This window comes from Rhodoferax sp. GW821-FHT07G04 (genome assembly GCF_059418585.1).
Genome location: NZ_JBWKQD010000001.1, coordinates 1,711,333 through 1,731,862, shown reverse-complemented (window position 1 = coordinate 1,731,862; position 20,530 = coordinate 1,711,333). Strand labels below are relative to the sequence as shown.

15 protein-coding genes are annotated in these 20,530 nt (G+C 64.6%); 12 read left to right on the top strand and 3 right to left on the bottom strand.

Features of this window, described 5'->3' with window-relative positions:
• Positions 1 to 13: 13 nt before the first annotated feature.
• Both AC07OO_RS07990 and AC07OO_RS07985 read left to right on the top strand, forming a co-directional pair.
• Positions 14 to 1,063, top strand: a complete 1,050-nt coding sequence (locus tag AC07OO_RS07990; RefSeq protein ID WP_495081520.1) for an aromatic ring-hydroxylating dioxygenase subunit alpha — start codon at positions 14 to 16, stop codon at positions 1,061 to 1,063.
• 2 nt (positions 1,064 to 1,065) lie between these two features.
• Positions 1,066 to 2,040: a PDR/VanB family oxidoreductase gene (locus AC07OO_RS07985; protein ID WP_495081519.1), complete on the top strand. Its 975-nt coding sequence runs from the start codon at positions 1,066 to 1,068 to the stop codon at positions 2,038 to 2,040.
• Positions 2,041 to 2,131: 91 nt separating this feature from the next.
• Here AC07OO_RS07985 and AC07OO_RS07980 read toward each other — a convergent pair whose 3' ends face one another.
• Positions 2,132 to 3,964 carry a sigma 54-interacting transcriptional regulator gene (locus AC07OO_RS07980; protein ID WP_495081518.1) on the bottom strand — a complete coding sequence of 611 codons (1,833 nt, stop codon included), beginning with the start codon at positions 3,962 to 3,964 and terminating at the stop codon, positions 2,132 to 2,134.
• Between the two features lie 255 nt (positions 3,965 to 4,219).
• On the opposite strand from AC07OO_RS07980, the gene AC07OO_RS07975 reads away from it, so the two are divergent.
• From AC07OO_RS07975 to AC07OO_RS07935, 9 genes are all read left to right on the top strand, one after another.
• Positions 4,220 to 5,674 carry a benzaldehyde dehydrogenase gene (locus AC07OO_RS07975; protein WP_495081517.1) on the top strand — a complete coding sequence of 485 codons (1,455 nt, stop codon included), beginning with the start codon at positions 4,220 to 4,222 and terminating at the stop codon, positions 5,672 to 5,674.
• A 122-nt stretch (positions 5,675 to 5,796) separates the two neighbouring features.
• On the top strand, positions 5,797 to 6,564 hold the full coding sequence (locus AC07OO_RS07970) for a coniferyl-alcohol dehydrogenase (RefSeq protein ID WP_495081516.1): 768 nt from the start codon (positions 5,797 to 5,799) through the stop codon (positions 6,562 to 6,564).
• 34 nt (positions 6,565 to 6,598) lie between these two features.
• Positions 6,599 to 7,738, top strand: a complete 1,140-nt coding sequence (locus tag AC07OO_RS07965) for an ABC transporter substrate-binding protein (protein ID WP_495081515.1) — start codon at positions 6,599 to 6,601, stop codon at positions 7,736 to 7,738.
• Between the two features lie 65 nt (positions 7,739 to 7,803).
• Entirely contained in the window at positions 7,804 to 9,540 is a 1,737-nt protein-coding gene (locus AC07OO_RS07960; protein WP_495081514.1) for a DUF1302 domain-containing protein, read from the top strand.
• 32 nt (positions 9,541 to 9,572) lie between these two features.
• Positions 9,573 to 10,940 (top strand): DUF1329 domain-containing protein, encoded by a 1,368-nt coding sequence (locus AC07OO_RS07955; RefSeq protein WP_495081513.1) that lies wholly within the window; start codon positions 9,573 to 9,575, stop codon positions 10,938 to 10,940.
• Positions 10,940 to 12,028, top strand: coding sequence for a WD40/YVTN/BNR-like repeat-containing protein (locus AC07OO_RS07950; RefSeq protein WP_495081512.1), 1,089 nt, complete (start codon positions 10,940 to 10,942; stop codon positions 12,026 to 12,028). The genes AC07OO_RS07955 and AC07OO_RS07950 overlap by 1 nt, the downstream gene beginning before the upstream one ends.
• Positions 12,029 to 12,077: 49 nt before the next feature.
• Complete coding sequence (locus AC07OO_RS07945; RefSeq protein WP_495081511.1) at positions 12,078 to 14,507, top strand: efflux RND transporter permease subunit; 2,430 nt, start codon at positions 12,078 to 12,080, stop codon at positions 14,505 to 14,507.
• A 12-nt stretch (positions 14,508 to 14,519) separates the two neighbouring features.
• Complete coding sequence (locus AC07OO_RS07940; protein WP_495081510.1) at positions 14,520 to 15,641, top strand: ABC transporter substrate-binding protein; 1,122 nt, start codon at positions 14,520 to 14,522, stop codon at positions 15,639 to 15,641.
• A gap of 47 nt (positions 15,642 to 15,688) precedes the next feature.
• Positions 15,689 to 16,654: an alpha/beta hydrolase gene (locus AC07OO_RS07935; RefSeq protein ID WP_495081509.1), complete on the top strand. Its 966-nt coding sequence runs from the start codon at positions 15,689 to 15,691 to the stop codon at positions 16,652 to 16,654.
• A 194-nt stretch (positions 16,655 to 16,848) separates the two neighbouring features.
• Here the strand turns inward: AC07OO_RS07935 and AC07OO_RS07930 are convergent, their stop codons facing one another.
• Together AC07OO_RS07930 and AC07OO_RS07925 are read right to left on the bottom strand one after the other, a co-directional pair.
• Positions 16,849 to 18,615 (bottom strand): tannase/feruloyl esterase family alpha/beta hydrolase, encoded by a 1,767-nt coding sequence (locus AC07OO_RS07930; RefSeq protein WP_495081508.1) that lies wholly within the window; start codon positions 18,613 to 18,615, stop codon positions 16,849 to 16,851.
• A 137-nt stretch (positions 18,616 to 18,752) separates the two neighbouring features.
• The gene (locus tag AC07OO_RS07925; RefSeq protein ID WP_495081507.1) at positions 18,753 to 19,607 is read right to left on the bottom strand and encodes a helix-turn-helix domain-containing protein; all 855 of its coding nucleotides are present in this window, start codon (positions 19,605 to 19,607) and stop codon (positions 18,753 to 18,755) included.
• A gap of 167 nt (positions 19,608 to 19,774) precedes the next feature.
• On the opposite strand from AC07OO_RS07925, the gene AC07OO_RS07920 reads away from it, so the two are divergent.
• Entirely contained in the window at positions 19,775 to 20,500 is a 726-nt protein-coding gene (locus AC07OO_RS07920; RefSeq protein ID WP_495081506.1) for a substrate-binding periplasmic protein, read from the top strand.
• Positions 20,501 to 20,530: the final 30 nt, after the last annotated feature.

The following is a 20,530-nucleotide window of genomic DNA, read 5'->3' as shown; positions in this document are numbered from 1 at the left end:
CAAGGACCGCATCATGTTTCTCAAAAATGCCTGGTATGTCGCCTGCACGCCCGACGAGATAGACGACAAACCGCTGGGGCGCACCATCTGTGGCGAGAACATCGCCTTCTACCGGGGCGAAGCCAACCGTGCGGCGGCGGTCGAAAACTTCTGCCCACACCGCGGCGCTCCGCTGTCACTGGGCCGGGTGTGCGAGGGCAAGCTGGTCTGCGGCTACCACGGCCTGCAGATGGGCTGTGACGGCAAGACCATTGCCATGCCGGGCCAGCGCGTGCGTGGCTTTCCGGCCATCAAGAGCTATGCAGTGGTCGAGCGCCATGGCTTCATCTGGGTCTGGCCGGGTGATGCGGCGCTGGCGAATGCCGACACCATCCCGCATCTGGAATGGCACGACAACCCCGCCTGGGCTTATGGGGGCGGCCTGTTCCATATCCAGTGCGACTACCGGCTGATGATCGACAACCTGATGGACCTGACGCATGAGACCTACGTGCACGCCAACAGCATTGGCCAGAAAGAGATTGACGAGGCGCCCAGCAAGACCACAGTCGATGGCGACAAGGTCGTCACCAGCCGCTTCATGCACAACATCACGGCGCCACCCTTCTGGCAAATGGCGCTGCGCGGCAACAACCTGGCCGACGATGTGCCGGTGGACCGCTGGCAGATCTGCCGCTTCACACCGCCCAGCAGTGTGATGATCGAGGTTGGCGTGGCGCATGCCGGCAAGGGGGCATATGACGCCGCGCCCGAACACAAGGCCAACAGCGTGGTGGTGGACTTCATCACGCCCGAGACCGAAACCTCCATCCACTATTTCTGGGGCATGGCGCGCCAGTTCAACCCGGCGGACCAGGCCCTCACCGACTCCATCCGCGAAGGCCAGGGCAAGATCTTCAGTGAAGACCTGGAGATGCTGGAGCTGCAGCAAAGGAATCTATTGGCCCATCCGGGACGCGCCTTGCTGATGCTGAATATCGACGCCGGTGGCATCCAGTCGCGCAAGGTGCTGGAGCGCCTGATTGCACAGCAGCAACCCACGGCTCCAGCCATTGGGGTCTGACCATGTCCAGTAGTGCAGCACCCAGCCTGTCAGTCCGCGTGGCGCGCAAGACTGTGGAAGCCACCGACATCTGCAGCTTTGAACTCGTGGAGCAGGACGGCGCGCCGCTGCCCGCCTTCTCGGCGGGATCGCATGTCGATGTGCATTTGCCGGGCGGCCTCATACGCCAATACTCGCTGTGCAACGACCCCCACGAGACCCACCGCTATCTGATCGCCGTGCTGCGCGACCCGGCCTCGCGTGGCGGTTCGCAGGCCATGCACACGCAGGTGCAGGAAGGGCAGTTACTGAACATCAGCGCACCCAAGAACCATTTCGAATTGGCGCACGACGCGCACCGCAGCCTGTTGCTGGCCGGTGGCATTGGCGTGACCCCCATCCTGTGCATGGCTGAGCGCCTGGCGCTGACGGGCGCGGACTTCGCGATGCACTACAGCAGCCGCACACGTGCGCGCACAGCCTTTGTGCAACGCATTACCGCGTCCACTTTCGCGCAGCATGTGCAATTCCATTTCGACGATGGCGATGCCGCGCAACAACTGGACTTGGCCGCGCTGCTGAAGGAGCCGCAGAATGGCGTGCACCTGTATGTCTGCGGCCCCAAGGGGTACATAGACGCGGTGCTCAGCACGGCGCGCGCAAGCGGCTGGCCCGAGAGCCAGTTGCATTACGAATTCTTTGCCGCCGAAGTGGCGCCCTCCGAGACCGATGCCAGCTTCGAAGTCCAACTGGCCAGCTCCGGCCGCGTCATCACCGTGGCTAAGGCGCAGACCGTCACGCAGGCGCTCGCCGCGGCGGGTGTGGAGGTGCAGACGGCCTGCGAACAAGGCGTCTGCGGCACCTGCCTGACCCGCGTGCTGTCCGGCGTGCCGGACCACAAGGATGTCTACCTGACCCCCGATGAGCAGGCCGCCAACGACCAGTTCACGCCCTGCTGTTCGCGCGCCAAGTCGGCGCGGCTGGTGCTGGACCTGTGATGAGAAAATAGGCCAGCAGCCCTCGTAGAATATGCCTTGTTCACTATACAAAACATAGCAATTGCTTGACCAGAGTGCACCAGTCTCGCATTCAGTCAATCAACCCATGCCTACGCGCCCGGTACGCCAGCTTGGGCCGCGTGGTGTTCAGCAGCCGGGCGGCCGCGGACAGGTTGCCGTGCGCGGCGGTGATGGCGCGTTGCAGTGTTTCGCTCTCGGTCTGCTCCAGTGACTGAGGACCAGCACCGGCGCTATTGCCGCTACTGCCGCCACTGCCTGCATCGGGTGTGGCGCGCACGGCATCCAGGTTCAGCGTGCCCGAGCTGGCCTGCAGCCGCAGGGTCATCACGTCCTCGCTCAAGGTCTCACCGCTGGTGAACAAATGGTGCAGGTCGATCAACCCGTCCGTGTCCGCCGTGATCACGGCGCGTTCTACTAGGTTTTGCAGCTCGCGGATATTGCCGGGAAAGTCGTAGTTCAGCAGCGCGCGTACGGCCGCCTGTGTGAACCCGCGGACCGCGCAGGCATGCTTGTGCCGGTAGTGGTTCAGGAAGTGGTTCATCAGCAGGGGGATGTCATCGCGTCGCTCGCGCAGTGGTGGCAGGTGGATGGGAAACACATTCAAGCGGAAGAACAAATCCTCGCGGAACGTGCCGTCCCGCACGGCCTGGCGCAGGGCTTCGTTGGTGGCCGCCACCACACGCACATCCACCGCAATGCTGCGCGTGCCACCCACACGTTCGATCTCGCCTTCTTGCAGCGCGCGCAACAGCTTGCCCTGGGCCACAAAGCTCAGTGTGCCGATCTCGTCCAGAAACAAGGTGCCGCCGCTGGCGCGTTCAAACCGGCCAGGCCGCGACTGGCTGGCGCCGGTGTAGGCGCCGCGCTCCACGCCAAACAACTCGGACTCGATCAGCGTGTCCGGAATCGCCGCGCAGTTGACGGCCACAAACGGCTGGTCCTTGCGTGGGCTGATCTTGTGCAGCATGCTGGCAAACTTTTCCTTGCCCACGCCGGACTCACCGGTGAACAGCACCGTGGCCGATGTGCGGGCCACGCGGCTGAGCTGGTGGCAGGCCGCGTTGAAGGCGGACGATGCGCCCACCATGGCGTCACCGGCCAACGTTGCTGTCGGTAGCTCGGCGGCACTGGCGGCAGGGCGCGCATAGGCGGCGGTGTCGACGAACTCCTTGGCGTTGAGGTAACGCATGTCTTCTTCCACGTCGTCCCACAGCTCGGCCGACTTGCCCAGCACGCGGCAATGCGCGTCGCCCATGGAGCGGCACTCGATCTCGCGGAACACCACCAGGCAGCCCAGCAGCGTGCTGACGTAGCCGGTGGCATAGCCCACTTGCATCCAGCAGGCTGGCGAGCCGCCGATGCCATAGGCGGCAATGTGTTCGTCGTCCTCGCTGGCGTTGTGCCACAGGAATTCGCCTTCGTAGCGGCTGGTGTCGGGGTCGTAGGACGCACGCACCAGTTCCACCTTCACCACGCCCTCTAGCGCATGCAGGCGCGTGCCGGCGATGGCGGCGGCCAGCGGGTCGGCGTCGGGCCATTGCTTGCGCACCAGTTGCGCATCGCGGGCGCCGCTGACGTAGCCGGCCCGCGTGAACAGCCCGCGGGCGCGCTCCTGGCCCAGGCTGTCGACCATTTCACGGCGCAGCGAGCCCAGGGCCTCGGTGTGCAACAGCACCATGCGCTGGTCCTGCAGCCAGATGCGGCCGTCGCCGGGCGAGAAGAACAGGCATTCGCTGATGTCAGCCACGCTGGGGTGGGCGGCGCTGGGTGGCATGCCGCCACCGGCCGTAGCGCTGGTGAAGCTGCCCATGGCCTTGGCCACGGCTGTGCTGTCGAAGTTGCCCAAGGTGGTGCCGGTGGCACGGGCCACGTCGGCCAGGGATATTCGCTTGGAGGGTGGCATGGATTTGCGCGTTGTTTTGATGATTTGGATAAATGTAGCGGCATTTTTTAACCATTTGGTAAAAATTTTTATCCAAATTTGCGCTGCTGCACTGCAATAAATCGTCCTAGGGTATGTCCCTAATTTCCCCAGCATCCGGCCGTCTTGTGCAGCCCAGCATGGCCACGTAGTGGCCGCGCTTGGCCCGCGCATTGCAATGAAGTGATACGCCACACGGATGTGGTGACTTGATCAAACAACCCAAGGAGACAGCGGATGGGCGCTTCTGAAAGCATTGCATTTTTGAATTTTTCCGGCCTGGCGCCCACCCCCAAGGGCGGCGGCGTGCGCGAGGTGCTGGAGCCCGCCACCGGTCGCCTGCTGTGCACCGTGGGCATTGCCAATGCGGCCGATGTGGCCGTGGCCACCCGCGCCGCGGCCGCTGCGCAAAAGGCCTGGGTGGAGGTGCCACCACGGGAAAAGGCGGAGGTGTTCCGCCGCGCCGGTGCGCTGTTTTTGCAGCACTTTGACGAGCTGGCCCTGTACGCCACGCGGGAGACCGGCGGCATCCTGCCCAAGGGCCAGCACGAGATCCGCGAGGCCATCACCCTCTGCCACCTGGCCGCCGCCATGCCTCTGCAATCCCAAGGCCATGTACTGCCCAGCGTGCCGGGTCGTACCAGCATTGCACGGCGTGTGCCACACGGTGTGGTGGGGGTGATCTCGCCATTCAACTTTCCGCTGATCCTGACCATACGCGCCGTGGCGCCGGCCCTGGCTGCCGGCAATGCCGTGGTCATCAAACCCGATAGCCGCACGCCGGTGACCGGCGGGCTGATGATCGCCCGCGTCTTTGCCGAGGCCGGTTTACCCAAGGACCTGTTGCAGGTCTTGCCCGGTGATGCCGAGGCCGGCGAGGCGCTGGTGACCGACCCCCTGGTGCCCATGATTGCGTTCACCGGCTCGCCCGCCGTGGGCCGCCGCATCGGTGAACTGGCGGGCAAACACCTGAAGAAGGTGTCGCTGGAGTTGGGCGGTGCCAACTCGCTGTTGATCCTGGACGATGCCGATCTGGACGTTGCTGCCAGCAACGCGGCCTGGGGCGCCTACCTGCACCAGGGGCAGATCTGCATGGCGTCCAACCGCATCCTGGTGCAGCGGAGCATCGTCGCAGAACTCACGCAACGCCTGGTCGCCAAGGCCACCCACTTACCCGTCGGTGACGGTGCCAGCGGCCAGGTCGCATTGGGTCCGCTGATCGACACCAAGCAGCGCGACCGCGTGCATGCCATCGTGCAAGACAGCGTCAAGGCCGGTGCCAAGCTGGAGGCGGGCGGCACGTTTGACGGCCTGTTCTACAAGCCCACGGTGCTGTCCGGCGTCAAGCCCGGCATGCGCGTGTTTGACGAGGAAACTTTTGGCCCGGTGGCCAACATCATCACGTTTGACACCGATGAGGAGGCCATTGCGCTGGCCAACAACAACACCGGCAGCCTGGCCTGTGCCGTCATCTCCCGCTCGGTGGGCCGCGCCATGGCCGTGGGGCAGCAGCTCAAGTGCGGCATGGTGCACATCAACGACCAGACGGTCAACGATGACTGCGTCAACCCCTTTGGCGGCCCCGGCATCGCCGGCAACGGCACCAGCGTGGGTGGCCCCGCCGACTGGGAGGAATACACGCAGTGGCAGTGGATGACCGTCAAAGACACGGCCCCGATGTATCCGTTCTGACCCCCGCATATCCATTCGTCAAACAACAAGGAGAAAACTATGAACCCCCAAGCTCACATCCGTTCACTGCCCCCCAAGGGGGCGCACGCCTCCCTAGAGGCGGCTCGTCGGGAGGCATGACCATGCAACTGCAAGGCAAAACCATCGTCATCACAGGCACCTCCTCCGGCATAGGCGCCGAGGTGGCCAAGCTCGCCCGCTTCCAGGGCGCCACCGTCATTGGCCTGGACCGCAACGACCCCAGCCTGACGCTGGACCATTTCGTCAAAGCCGATCTCGGCACGGCCGAGGCCATTGATGCGGCCGTGGCGCAACTGCCAGACCGTATCGACGCGTTGTGCAATGTGGCCGGCGTGCCCGGCACGGCCGATGGCGATCTGGTGGCCCGCGTCAACTACCTGGGCGTGCGCCACCTGACCGAAAAAGTGCTGGCCCGCATGCCGCGTGGCGGCAGCATCGTCAATGTGGCATCCATCCTCGGAGCCGAGTGGCCCCTGCGTCTGGCATTGCACAAGGAACTGGCGGTGATGAAGAGTTTTGCCGCCGGTGCCCATTGGCTGCGCGACCACCCGGTGCCGCACGCAACCTGCTACCAGTATTTCAAGGAAGCGCTGATTGTGTGGAACGCCACCCAGTCGCAGGAATGGTTCATGGGCAAAGGCGTGCGCATGAACTGCGTGGCCCCTGGCCCGGTCTTCACGCCCATTTTGGGTGACTTCGTGTCCATGCTGGGCCAGGAGCGCGTGCAGGCCGACGCTCACCGCATGCTGCGCCCCGGCTTTGCCGACGAGATCGCGCCGGTGATTGCCTGGCTGTGCAGCGACGCGGCGCGCTGGGTCAGCGGCGTCAATATCCCGGTCGATGGTGGCCTGGCCTCGACCTACCTCTGACAGCTTCTAAAAACAAAAAAAAAGAGGAGACACCATGAAGAAACCCATTTTGGGCATAACGCTCGCAGCGGCGCTGCTGGCACTGGCGGGCGCAGCGCACGCCGACATCAACATTGGCGTGAACCTGTCGTTGACTGGCCCACTGTCCTCGCTGGGGTTGCCGGTCAAGACCTCGTTGGACCTGTGGCCCGAGCGCATTGGTGGCGAGAAGATCAAGCTCATCGTGCTGGACGATGGCTCCGACACCACAGGCGCGGTCAAGAACACACGCCGCTTCATCATCGAAAGCAAGGTCGATCTGTTGCTGGGTTCCTCGGGCGTGCCGGCCGTGCTGGCCATGGCGCCAGTAGCCGCCGAGACGCGCACCGTGCAGTTGGCGTTTGCACCCGCACCGCGCCCCGGAGGCAAAGACGACTGGACCTTTCCACTGCCGCAACCGGTGTCGCTGATGTCGGACGCCTTAGCCAAACGCATGGTGGCCGACAAGGTTAAACGCGTGGCCTTCCTGGGCTGGAACGAAGGCTATGGCGAGATGTGGCTGCAGGCCTTTACCGCCTCGGCCAAGAAGGCCGGGTTGGAGATCGTGGCCACCGAGCGCTTCGCACCGCCGGACACGGCCATCACGTCGCAGGCCTTGCGGGTCATTGCTGCCAAGCCCGATGCGGTGCTCATCGTGGGCGCCGGTTCGGCCGCCGCCATGCCCCAAATCAACCTGCGTGAACGCGGCTGGAGCGGCCCCATCTACCAGACCCATGGTGCTGCGTCACCGGACCTGGTGCGTGTGGGTGGCAAGGCCATGGATGGCGCCATTCTGCCCGCAGGCCCGGTGCTGGTGGCCGAACAACTGGCCGCCAATAACCCCATCAAACCGGTGGCCACCGAGTATGTGAATGCGTTTGAGAAAACCCACGGTGCCAATTCACGCACACAGTTTGGTGCCCATGCCAACGACGCACTCAAGGTGCTGCAACGCATCGTGCCGGTCGCGCTCAAAAAAGCCAAACCGGGCACACCCGAATTCCGCCAGGCGCTGCGGGACGCGTTGGAGAGCGAGAAGGAAATCGTCGTCTCGCACGGCGTTCTCAACTTCACGCCGACCGACCACATCGGCTTTGACGACCGCGCCGTCGTGATGCTGAAGATCGAAGGCGGGCAGTTCGTGCTGCAACGCTAAGACACACCCAAGAAAACACCGGGCGCCAAGCCCGGGCCTTACCCCATTTAACAGGAGACAAAACCATGAAATTTCGCCGCACCTGGGTAGCGGCAGCGGTAGCGCTCGCGCTGCCGGCTGCCCATGCCTTTGACATCGACACGCCGAACTCGGATTTCAAGATCCGGCTCGACCTGACGCCCAAATACAGCACGGCCACCCGCCTCAAAGATCCGTCGCCGGAGCTGACGCGTTTTGACGTGACGACGGACCCCGGCACCATCAACGAAGACGATGGTGACCACAACTTCCAGAAAGGCCAGATATCCAACCGCTGGGACCTGCTGGCCGAGCTGGATGTGACCGGCAAAAACTTTGGCGCGCGCATCAGCGCCACCACCTGGCACGACAGCGTCTACCTGCGCAAGAACAGCTACCAGGGCACACCGGTCAACGCCGGCAGCACCGTGGTCGGCAACTACCCGTTGGCCAATAACGCGGTGGCCACACAGGCGCCCAACGACTTCCTGGCCGCCACGCGCGCCCAGCACGGGCAGGGCAGCGAGATCCTCGACGCCTTTGTCTACTTCAAGGGGGACGTTGGCGACATGAAGGGCACGCTGCGGGTCGGCAAGCACACGCTGCAGTGGGGCGAGAGCCTGTTCTTCGGCCAAAACGGCATTGCCAATGCGCAAGGCCCGGTGGACATCGCCAAGATCGTCTCGGTACCGGGCTGGCAGTTCAAGGAGGTGTTGCTGCCGGTGGAGCAAGTTTCCGGCTCGCTGCAAGTGGCCGAGGGCTTGTCGCTGGGCGCCTACTACCAGCTCAAATGGCGCCCCAGCAAGATCCCCGGTGTCGGCAGCTACTTCTCCAACCAGGACTACGTGGGCACCGGTGTTGTCAACTTTGGCAACGACGCCAGCGGCAACCCCATTCTGTTGGGCTATGACCCTGAAAAGGACTTCAAACCCAAGGACTCAGGGCAGGGCGGTGTGCAGTTGCGCTGGAGCCCCACGGGCAGCGAATACGAGTTCGGCTTCTATGCCGCGCAGTACCACGACAAGACGCCCGCCGTGCCGGTGTTCGATTTTGTGAACGGCAATGTGCACCTGGCCTACGCCAGCAACATCCGCACGATGGGCGCCAGCGTCACCTCGTCGGTGGGGCAACTCAACTGGGCGGTCGAAGGCTCGGTCCGCACCAATGCGCCGCTGACTAGCGACCCCGCCGTGCTGGGCCTGGGCCCCATCCTGAACTGCGACACCAGCGACAACAACCCCTGCTACGCCGTGGGCGACACCGCCCATCTGCAGGCCTCGGGCATCTATGTGCTGCAACCCAATGCCTTGTGGCAGGGCGGCGCCATCGTGGCCGAACTGGCATTCAACCGGACGCTGCGGGTGACCAAGGACATCTTTGCCATCGGACCCGGCGGCACCAGCGTGGGCTTGGGTGGCCTGGACCCCAACACCACGCGGGATGCCTGGGCCTTTCGCATGCTGTTCGAGCCGCAGTACTTCCAGGTGCTGCCGGGTCTGGATGTCTCGATACCCATGGGCGTGGGGTACAACTTTGGTGGCCGTTCCTCGGCCATTGCCAACTTCGCTGGCGGCGCATCCAACGCCGGCGACTACAGCATAGGCATCAAGGGCAAGTACCAGGGCGTGTGGAATGTGGCACTGGTCTACAGCGATTTCTTTGGCCCTACCAAGACCTTTACCGAAACCCTGGTCGCGGGCAGTGGCTCACCGCGCCAGCTCACCTTTGCCCAGACGCTTAAGGACCGCGCCAACCTGTCCTTCACCGTGTCGCGCACGTTCTGACTAATCCGCATTTCCTGAAACGGAGTTTTTCCATGCACCACAAACCATTCCTGGCCCCATTCGTTGCGGGCCTTCTCATCGCACCGCTGGCCGGTACCAGCGCCTGGGCCGCTGTCTCTGCCGACGAGGCCGCCAAACTCAAGACCACGCTGACACCGCTGGGCGCCGAGCGTGGCGCCAATGCGGATGGCAGCATCCCGGCCTGGACCGGTGGCCTGACCAAGGCACCCGCCGGCTACAAGAGCGGCGACGCGCGCCCCGACCCCTTCCCCGGCGAGAAACCGGTGCTGTCCATCAACGCCAAGAACATGGATCAGCACGCCGCCAAACTCAGCGACGGCGTCAAGGCCTTGATGAAGAAGTACCCTGATTTCCGCATCGACGTCTACCCCACGCACCGCAGCGCGGCGGCACCGCAATGGGTGTACGACAACACCTTCAAGAATGCGACGCGCGCCCAATTGGTCGACGGCGGCCAGGGCACCGAGGGCGCCTACGGCGGCACGCCCTTCCCCATCCCCAAGGACGCCTATGAGGTGATCCAGAACCACCGCCTGGCTTGGACCGGCACCTATGTGCAGGCGCCGGTGCGCGTCTGGGTGGTGACGGCCGATGGCAAGCGCGCCATGGCCTCCGGCGGCACGCAGAGCTTTCGCCGCCAGTACTACGACCCCGAAGGCAGCCTGGAAAAATTTGACGGCTACTACGCGCTGGGCAAGTTCGCCGTCAGCGAACCCGGCTCCAAGGCCGGCGAAGCCATCCTGGCGCACGACAACCTCAACGCCAGCAAGCCGCGCGGCTTGTGGCAGTACCTGGTGGGGCAGCGCCGCGTGCGCAAGGCGCCTTCGGTGGCCTATGACACGCCGGACTCGGTGACCTCGGGCATTGGCCTGTTCGATGAGGCCTTCAACCTGTTTGGCCCCATCGACAAGTACGAGCTCAAGTTGGTCGGCAAGAAGGAGTTGTACATCCCGTACAACAACAACAGGGCCGCCGCCGCCAAGGTGGCCGATCTGGTGACGCCCAACACCTTGAACCCGGCCCAGGTGCGCTGGGAGCTGCACCGCGTGTGGGAGGTGGAGGCCACAGTGGCTGCGGGCAAGCGCCACGTGGTGCCCAAGCGCAAGTACTACATCGACGAGGACAGCTGGCAGATCATGCTGTTCGACGGTTGGGACGCCAAGGGCGACCTCTGGCGCACCAACTACACCTTGACGCTGCTGGCGCCGGATATCCCTGCACTGATCGGCAATATGGCCTGGGGTGGTTACGACCTGCAAACCGGCGCCTATTACCTGAACATGGCGTCCAACGAACTGAAGACGCAGTACCAACCGGTGGCGCCGATCCCACGTTCCTTCTTCAGCCCCGAAGAGCTGGCCAACGAGGGGACACGCTGATGCATGCGGGCGCTGTGAGGGCGCGTGCAGGCCGGGGCTTGGCGCTGGCGCTATGCCTGTGGGCTGCGAGCGGCGTGGCAGCGGCCCAGGTGTCGTCGCCCGCTGCGGCGGGAGCGGTACCGCGCGTGCTGACGCAGGCCGCGCTGCAAAGCCCCAAGGCCCTGCTGGCCGCCACGCTGGCGGTCACCCGCGCCGGGCAGCGCCTGGTGGCGGTTGGCGAGCGCGGCACGGTGCTGTGGTCCGACAACGCGGGCCAGAGCTGGCAACAGGCCCGGGTGCCGGTGCAGGTCACACTGACGGCCGTGCGCTTTGTCGACGCGCGCACCGGCTGGGCCGTGGGCCACCTGGGCGTGATCCTGAAGACCGAGGACGCCGGGCAAACCTGGGCGCTACAGCTCGATGGTGTGCAGGCGGCCCAGGTCGTTGCAACAGCGGCGCGCAGCAGCAGCGATGCGCGTGTGCAGAGCGCCGCGCAGCGCTTTGCCGAGGAAGGGCCGGACAAACCCTTCTTCGATGTGGACTTTAGCGACGCACAACACGGCTTCGCAGTCGGCGCCTACAACCTGGCCTTCGCCACCGTGGACGGTGGCAAGACCTGGACACCGGCCCTGGACCGGCTGCCCAATGCCAAGAGCCTGCATCTGTATGGCGTGCGCCATGTGGGGAGCAATGTCTTTGTGGTGGGCGAGCAAGGTCTGCTGTTGAAGTCTACTGATGCCGGTGCCACGTTCACTGCGCTGGCCTCGCCCTACAAGGGTAGCTTCTTCGGCCTGCTGGCGGCACGTTCGGGCACCTTGATCGCGTATGGCCTGCGGGGCCACGCGCTGCGCTCGGCCGACCAGGGCGCGCACTGGGACGAGGTGCCGACTGGTGTGCCGGTGTCCATCAGCGCGGCCGTGGAACTGGACGGTGGCGCGTTGGCGCTGTTGAGCCAGACCGGCGACCTGTTGCTGAGCCGCGATGACGGGCGCACGGTCACCGCCATCACGCCACAGGGCGGGCCCTTACCAGCCTCTGGCGCCGCTGTGGCCAATGGCCATTTGGTGCTGGCCAGCCTGCGCGGCCTGCGCCGCCAAAGCGCGCCGTGAACACCGGATGACCCCAAGGCCTTCCACGCAATTTCTCGATCACCACACCATGCACGCCGATACATCCCTGGACACCCAACCGGTCGTCGCCCGACTGCAAGACTTCGATACTGCCTCCGGCACCGTCTGGGAGCGCGCCTTCTTCAACCACCGCCCCTGGGTGATGGGCATTTGCTTGGCTGTCACGCTGTTGTTGGGCTGGCAGGCCTGGGGGCTGCGCCTGAACGCCAGCTTTGAAAAAACCATTCCCACCACGCACCCCTACATCGCCAACTACCTGGTCAATAAAAGCAATCTGGCCGGGCAGGGCAATGCGATGCGCATCGTGGTGGAGACGACGGGTGCATCCATCTTCGACAAGGCCTACCTGGACACGCTGCAAAAGCTCAGCGACGAAATCTTTTTGTTGCCCGGTGTCGACCGCCCTTTCATGAAATCGCTATGGACCAGCAACACCCGTTGGGTGGCGGTGACCGAGGAGGGGCTGGATGGCAACACGGTGATGGGTGACAGCTACGACGGATCACCCGTCGCGCTGGCCGAGGTGCGCGCGAATGTGGAGCGTTCGGGCGAGATCGGCCAGTTGGTGGCGGGTGATTTCAAGTCCAGCATCATTTTTGTTCCATTGCTGGACAAGAACCCCAAGACCGGCGAGGCGCTGGATTATGGCGACCTGTCGCGCAAGATTGAAGTGTTGAGAAGCAAGTATGAGAACGGATCTCTGCGCATCCATGTCATCGGCTTCGCCAAGGTGCTGGGTGACCTGATCGCGGGTTTGCAACAGGTCTTGCTGTTCTTCGGTCTGGCGCTGCTGATCTGCGCCGCCGTGCTCTACGGCTACACCCGCTGCGGGCGCAGCACCGCGCTGGTGGTGGCCTGTTCGCTGGTGGCGGTGGTGTGGCAGTTTGGCCTGCTGGCCTTGCTCCACTACGAACTCGACCCTTACTCGGTGCTGGTGCCGTTTCTGGTGTTTGCCATCGGCATGAGCCACGGCGCGCAGAAGATGAACGGCATCATGCAGGACATAGGCCGCGGCACACACAAGGTGGTTGCAGCCCGCTACACCTTTCGCCGCCTGATCGTGGCCGGCGCCACCGCGCTGTTGTGCGATGCGGTGGGTTTTGCGGTGCTGGCCATCATCCAGATCCAGGTCATCCAGGACCTGGCCGTGATTGCCAGCATCGGTGTCGCCGTGCTGATCTTTACCAACCTGGTGCTGTTGCCGATTCTGTTGTCCTATGTCGGCGTCAGCGCCCGGGGGGCGCGCCGCAGCCTGCAGCTTGAAGTGCAGGACGGCGCCCATGCACCGCGCCGTACCCGCTTGTGGGCGCTGCTCGATCTGTTCACCCAGCGTGGCCCGGCCCTGGCCACGATCTTGGTTTGCCTTCTGTTGGCCGCTGGGGGCTATGCCGTCAGCCTGCACCTGAAGATTGGTGACCTGGACCCCGGCGCGCCCGAGCTGCGGGCCGACTCGCGCTACAACCGCGACAACGCCTACCTGGCCCGCCACTACGCCGCCAGCAGCGACATCCTGACGGTCATGGTCTCCACGCCCGAGGACCAGTGCACGCAGTACGGCACCTTGGCCCGGGTGGACCAGCTGGCCTGGCAACTGGAGCAGCTACCGGGCGTGGAATCCACCAACTCCATGGCCCAGCTCTCCAAGCTGGCGATGGTGGGCTACAACGAGGGCAACCTGAAATGGTTCGAGCTGTTCCCCAACGCCAGTGCGCTGGGCGGTGTGCAGACCCGCGCGCCGCGTGAGCTGTTCAACCAGGCCTGCTCCTTCCTGTCGCTGTATGTCTACCTGAAGGACCACAAGGCCGAGACCCTGAGCCGCGTCGTGGACGAAGTGGAGCGTTTTATTGCTGCCCAGCCCGTTGGCGACGTGCGCTTCATGCTGGCCGCAGGCTCGTCCGGTATCGACGCCGCCACCAACATCGTCGTCCAGAAGGCCATGCACGAGATGCTGCTGTGGGTCTATGGCGCGGTGCTGCTGCTGTGCTGGTTCACATTTCGCTCCTGGCGCGCCGTGGTGTGTGCGGTGTTGCCGCTGGTGTTGACGTCCATCTTGTGTGAGGCATTGATGGTGGGGCTGGGCATGGGGGTGAAGGTTGCAACGCTGCCGGTGATTGCGCTGGGTGTGGGCATTGGTGTGGACTACGCCTTGTATGTGCTGTCGGTGATGCTGGCGCGGCTGCGGGCCGGCGACAGTTTGTCGGCCGCTTACCTGCACGCGCTGGAATTCACTGGCCGTGTGGTCATGCTCACCGGCATCACGTTGGCGCTGGCGGTTGCGACCTGGGCTTTCTCTCCGATCAAATTCCAGGCTGACATGGGTATCTTGTTGGCCTTCATGTTCGTGTGGAACATGGTGGGGGCACTGGTGCTGATGCCGGCGCTGGCGCATTTCCTGTTGCGGCCCACCGCGGTGCCTGCGGTGCGCTCGGCACCCGCAGCCGCCACGGTGCTCGTGTAAGTGGCGTCGCAGATGCTGGCCCGTCGCGCTTTTGCTGTCGTTGCATGCCTGGCGTTGTGGAGCGCCTGCGCCACGGCGCTGGCGGCCCCCGAGTCGTTGGTAATTGGTCAATCGCTGCCACTCACCGGCGCCGGCTTCCCGGTGGCCAACCGTGTGCTGGCCGGCGCCCGGGCGCAGGTGGAGCGTGTCAATGCCAACGGCGGCATTCTGGGGCGGCCGTTGGAGCTGGTGACGCTGGACGACGGTGGTGAACCCGGGCGTGTGGCCGCCAATCTGCGCACCCTGGTGCGCCAGCGCGGCGCGGCCGTCATCGCCAACTGCCTGGGCGAGCCTGCCTGCTTGGAGGCGGCCCAGGTCACGCGCGAACTGCATGTGCCCTTGGTGGGGCCGATGTCGGGCGCGCTGCAACTGCGCGCAGCGGACGTGCAGCACGTCTTCAGCACCCGGCCGGACGATGCGCGCGAGGCCGACGCGCTGGCCCGCCAGTTGCAGTCCGTCGGCATCAGCAGGGTCGTTGTGCTCAGCGACGATTCCGAGCCCGCGCGCACCGACGCACTGGTGGCCGCGCTGCAACGCGCCGGCCAGCAGGTCGTTCGCAGCGGCACCGACGGGCGGGAAGCATCACTGACCGCCGCGTTGCAGGATTTGCCCAAGTCCGCCCCGCAGGCCCTGGTCATCAGCCTGGGCTATGCGGCGCTGGATGCGCTGGACCGGCTGCCGCCCGCCGCACGCGCGGGTGTGCCGTTGACGGTGGCCACGCTGTCGTCTGCGGGGCTGACGCAACTGACGCGCCTGTTCCGAGACCGCATGATTGGCTACACCAGCGTGGTCCCACATCTGGACGTTACCCGCCTGGCCATTGTTCGCGATTTGCAGCGGGACGCCGACGCCTTTATCGGCCCCGAGGCGGCAAGCTTCGAGGGCTTGGAGGCCTACCTGAACCTGCGCCTGTGCGCCGAGGCACTGCGCCGCGCCGGGCCGCGTGCCGATGGCCAACGCCTGGGTGAGATTCTGGAGAGCCTGGGCACGCTGGACCTGGGCGGCTTTCGTCTGGTGTTTGGGCGCGACCGCCACCAGGGCTCGGATTTCGTCGAGATCGGCATGCGCGCACGCGACGGCAGGCTGCTGCGTTGAGCCTTGCCATCCCACTTTCATTCACAACACCCACAGGAGAACACCCCATGAATGCCGCTGTCAAACCCATGCTCGAAGTCGCCGATATCGACCCCGCTCTGGCCGGATTCCTGGCCCAGGCCGCGGCCCAGGGCAACCCGCCCATAGAGTCACTGCCGCCGTCCGTCGCGCGGCAAATTTACCGCGATATGGCGGAAGGTTTGGGGTTGCCGGCACCCGCCATTGGCGCAGTGGAAGACACCACGTGTCCCGGACCGGCTGGTGCCTTGCCTCTGCGCATCTACACCCCGCAAGCGGAGGCCGCGAATACGCCGCCACCCGTGCTGCTGTTCCTGCACGGCGGCGGTTTTGTGATTGGCGACCTGGAGACCCACGACAAGGTCTGCCGCACGCTGTGCCACCACGCGGGCATGCTGGTGGTGGCGGTTGACTATAGGCTGGCGCCCGAGCACCCATTCCCTGCGGCGCGTGACGATGCCGAGGCGGCGCTGCGCTGGGTGCTGGCCCACGCAACGGCCCTGGGCGGTGATGCCAGCCGCATCGCCGTGGCTGGCGACAGCGCGGGCGCGCAACTGGCCCTGGTGGCCACGCGGCGTGTGCAGGCTGCCAACGTGCGTGCGCTGGGGCTGATCTACCCGGTGGCGCAACACCCCGACGAACCCAGCGCGTCGTACCAGGAGAACGATGGCAAGTTCTTGACCACCGGCGTGATGCAGTGGTTCATGGGCAGCTACCTCGGCGGACAAGCGGAGGTGCTGAAGCACCCGGACTACGCGCTGCTGAAGTCCGGCAGCTTTGAGGCCCTGCCCGCCACCTGGGTAGCCACTATGGGCCACGACCCGCTGCGCGACGAAGGCCATGTGCTTGCCCAACGCATTGCCAACGCCGGAGTGGCGGTGGACCACCTGCACTACCCCAGCGCCATCCACGCCTGCATCCACTTCACGGCGGTGTCGCCAGTTGGTCTGAAGGTCATGACCGATCTGGCAGGGTGGCTGCGCGCGCAGGTTTGAGCCATGCACGCCGTGGGGCTCTGCGCGCGGGCCGCATGCGGGGTGGCAGAGCATCAAAAATACCCCAAATGGGTTTGTTTATGCCTGTTTTCGATGGGTTTGATCAAAATGTGCCGCTAGCCCTCGTGGAATATTCGTGTGTAGCTACAAAAATAGTAGCAAATAGAAGAGGCAGCGAGCCTGCAACGCACCATTCACTGGCAGACAAAGCTGGCAGCGCTCTCCAGATCTGTCGCGCCGGGTTTCAGCGTGGCCTGCTTGGGGTATGCGCACAAGGGCCGCGTGCGTTTGGCCGGCCAGCCCTTGGCGACCACGTCCGGGTCGGCGGGGTTGACGCCGGCCACCACGCTGTCCGGCGCCACGCCGCGCTCGACCCAGTTCTCCAGCACCGGCAGCATGCTGAAGCGGTCCGTGGCGGGGCCTCCGCTGCAGTGGTTCATGCCCGGCACCAGGAATAGCCGCGTGTAGTCTGGTGCTTTGCTGTCACCGGCGTTCACCGCGTTGTACCAGGCGATGCTGTCGTCTGGCGAGAACACCGGGTCGGCCGTGCCGTGGTAGACGATCAGCTTGCCGCCGCGGGCCTTCAGGGCGGTGAGCTGGGTCGCGTTGGGCGGCGCCATGAAGTCCATGGCCGATTCCTTGAAGGTGGCGGTCTTGGCGAAGATTTTGGGCGCGTCCGTATCCATGCTGAAGCGCATCTGGTACCCCATGCCGCCATCGGCCAGGTTCGGCGCGTCGGGCGGTGCCGTGAAGACGTAGCCCATGGCGCTGGCGCCGATCAGCGTGTTGAATGGCAGCGGCGCAAAACCCGCGTCCAGCTTCCAGAAGCGCCAGTTGGCGCCGGCAACACCCGGATCCCACGGCCACGTGGCGTACAGGCTTTGCCCGGCGGTATTTTTAGGCCCGGCAAAGATTTTCAGCAGCGCCGACTTCTGGTTCGCGGTCACGCAGCTGCCGTCGGGTGTGCCGGCGCAGGTGGGAACATCGGTGGCGAGGTTGAAGGCGCTTTGGCAGGCACTGCGGTTGTTGACCATGCCATCGACCGCGCCGTCCAGCGCGTCGCACTTGGCCAGGATGCTGTTGGCCACGGCATTCATGACCGACTGCGGGAATGCGTCCTTGGGCAATTGGCCCGCCGCCGCGGCCGACATGAACTGCTGCGTGTCCCACTGCTGCGCAATCGCCGCCTTGGGCAGGTTGAAGCCGGGGTCGGCGGCCACCATGCCGTCGAACTGGTCGGCAAAGCGCGTAGCGGCCACCATGGCGTCCCGCCCGCCGTTGGAGCAGCCCATGAAGTAGGAGCGTTCGGGTGAGCGACCATAGGTGCGCGCGATGATCTGCTTGGCCGCTGGTGTGAGCATGCCGACTGCGTTGTAGCCATAGTCCGCGCGTGCCTGCGGGTCCAGGCCAAAGCCTACATCGCTCTGGCCGGTGTTGTGCCCGCCATCGGTGCTGGCCACCGCATAGCCCTGGCTCAGCGCATTGGACGTGCTGGAGTTGAGCAGATTGCCCACCGCCGGCACCAGCACGCCATTGGTGCCGCCCCCGCCCTGGAAGAAGAACTTGCCGTTCCAGCTTGCGGGAAGCCGGACCTCGTAGCCAATGGCGTAGGGCTTGGCGTCGATGCCGACGCGGTCGTTGATGCTGCCTTGCACCCGGCAATGCGCCGGGTAGTTGTCACCGCCCGTCGTGCCGTCGGTCTTGGCCGCGACGTTGACGGCAGACGCGACCTTGAGACCGGGAATGGCAAGAGCGCCAGTCGTTATGGCGTCGCAGGCCAGGTTGGTTGGCACGCTGATCGTGCTACCACCACCACATCCGGCAAGCGTGACGACGGCCACCACGGCAGCGGTTGCGGTTACCGCGCCGGGTAGGTTGACACGCTTGGCGCGGCGGAAGTTGGGTTGGGGGTGGGGGATGTTTAAAGGGGGGTTGATCGCCAACGCGGGTTGAAAGGCCATGGTGCTGTGTCTCCTGAAATTGTGGATTCGACCCGTGCGGCTGGCGCCATCTCGGGTGAAATTGAATCTAGGGGACTGGGCGCCAACCGTCTTGTCGTTTCAGGACGCATTGGTCGAATCCGGCCATGGCTTTTTTGTTAGCAGCCTGCGCGGTACCTTGCGGGAGTGACGCCTGTGTGCCGCCTGAACGTGCGCGTGAACTGGCTCTGGTCGGCAAAGCCAACCGACTGCGCAACGTCGCATAGCGGCATCCGGCCCTCAGCCAACAACAGCTTGGCGCGCTCCACGCGCTGGCGCAGCAGATATTGGTGGGGAGAGTCGCCTGTGCTGGCACGGAAGGCCCTGCAAAAGTGCCGCTCGCTCATGCGCGCCAACCCCGCCAGTTCGGCCAGGCGCAGCGGATGGGCCAAATGCTCCTGCATATGGGCCTGCACCCGCTTGCATACCGTGGGCGCGAGCCCTGCGCCCCTGGGCGTGCCCAGGCCGATGCCACGCAAATGGGCGACCAGCGCGACGATCAATCCGTCTCCCACCAGCGCGCCCGCCGGGCTGCCGTCGTGCAGGTCGCGCGCCAGCGCCCGCACAATCATCTCGGCAACGGGTGAAGCGATGCCCACGTTGTGTGGAAAACGCCGCAGCCTGGCCGGAGACTCCAGGATCTGCTCGACGCGTGCCGGATCCACGAAGAGGAACTGTCGACCACCCCCGCCCCTCCAGTCCAGGCGCTGCTCATCGCCGGGTTGCCAGACGCCCAGGCCTGGATTCACCGTCGTCCAAACGGCGTTTCGCCGCAACTCACGCGCACGGAAGGGCACGGACGCGTGCTGAATGCAGAGCCGGGTATGGCTGTGTTCGACCGTGCCTTCCTCCGCGGCCTGGATGTCGGTGAAATACGCACCGTCCCAGCCAATGGCACTGCTGTCGACCAGGAAGCGGGGCTGCCTGGAGACATTGAAAAGGCCATCCGGGCCTTGTATGGGGCGATGGTGCATGGGAGCGGTGGGCAAGGCCCATCAAGAAGCGGTCATAGCGGCAAATATAGTTCTAATTTGTAATTAATTCAATTTATCGGCGGCGTCGCCACAGGACCTGCATTGACACGCACCAAAATGGAGAGGAGGATCGGGCACTAGCGAAACTCCAAGGTGCCTGGAGGGCAATGCGTTCAGTACTTTGCATCCTGTGGGCGGTAGCGGGAACCGCTTATGCAGAAGATCTCATCGACTTGCACTACTACGTACGTCCTCCCTACATGGTGAAAGATGGCGAAGCAGGAGCCAGTGGATTGACGGCGGACCCGGCGAAAGCGGCGTTCGACAGAGCGGGCGTGCGCTTTCGTTGGCAGCACACACCGGCCAAGCGCCAGCTCGTGGTGATTGAGAGCGGTACGGGTCTGGACTGCGGTGTGGGTTGGTACAAGACCCCCGAGCGTGAAAAGTTTGGAAAATTTACCGCACCTTTGTACCGCGACAAACCGACGATTGCTCTTGCGCGGTCCAATTTTCAATCGCAGCACAAAACGCTCGCGGAGATGGTTGCCGATCCATCGATCCGCGTCGTCATGAAAGTCGGGTTGACCTATGGATTGGATGTCGTCAACACCATGGCGCGGGCCAAGGCGCAAGTGCAAACCGTCACCACCGAACAAACCAATTTGGCGCGCATGGTTGCTTCAGGCCGTGCCGATTTCATGTTTTCCCCGCAAGAGGAAGCCGATATGTTGCTGGCCAATGTGGGGCGGCTGGGCGAAAGCCTGACCGTGCTGACGTTTTCGGACATCCACGAAGGTTCCACCCGCCATATCTTGTGCAGCAGACGCGTCAGCGATGAGACGATTGCGAAGCTGAACGCAGCCTTGTCGAAGATAGTGCCGAGCGCCAAGTAGTGAGTGCCCGCACAGACCCTGTACCCATTG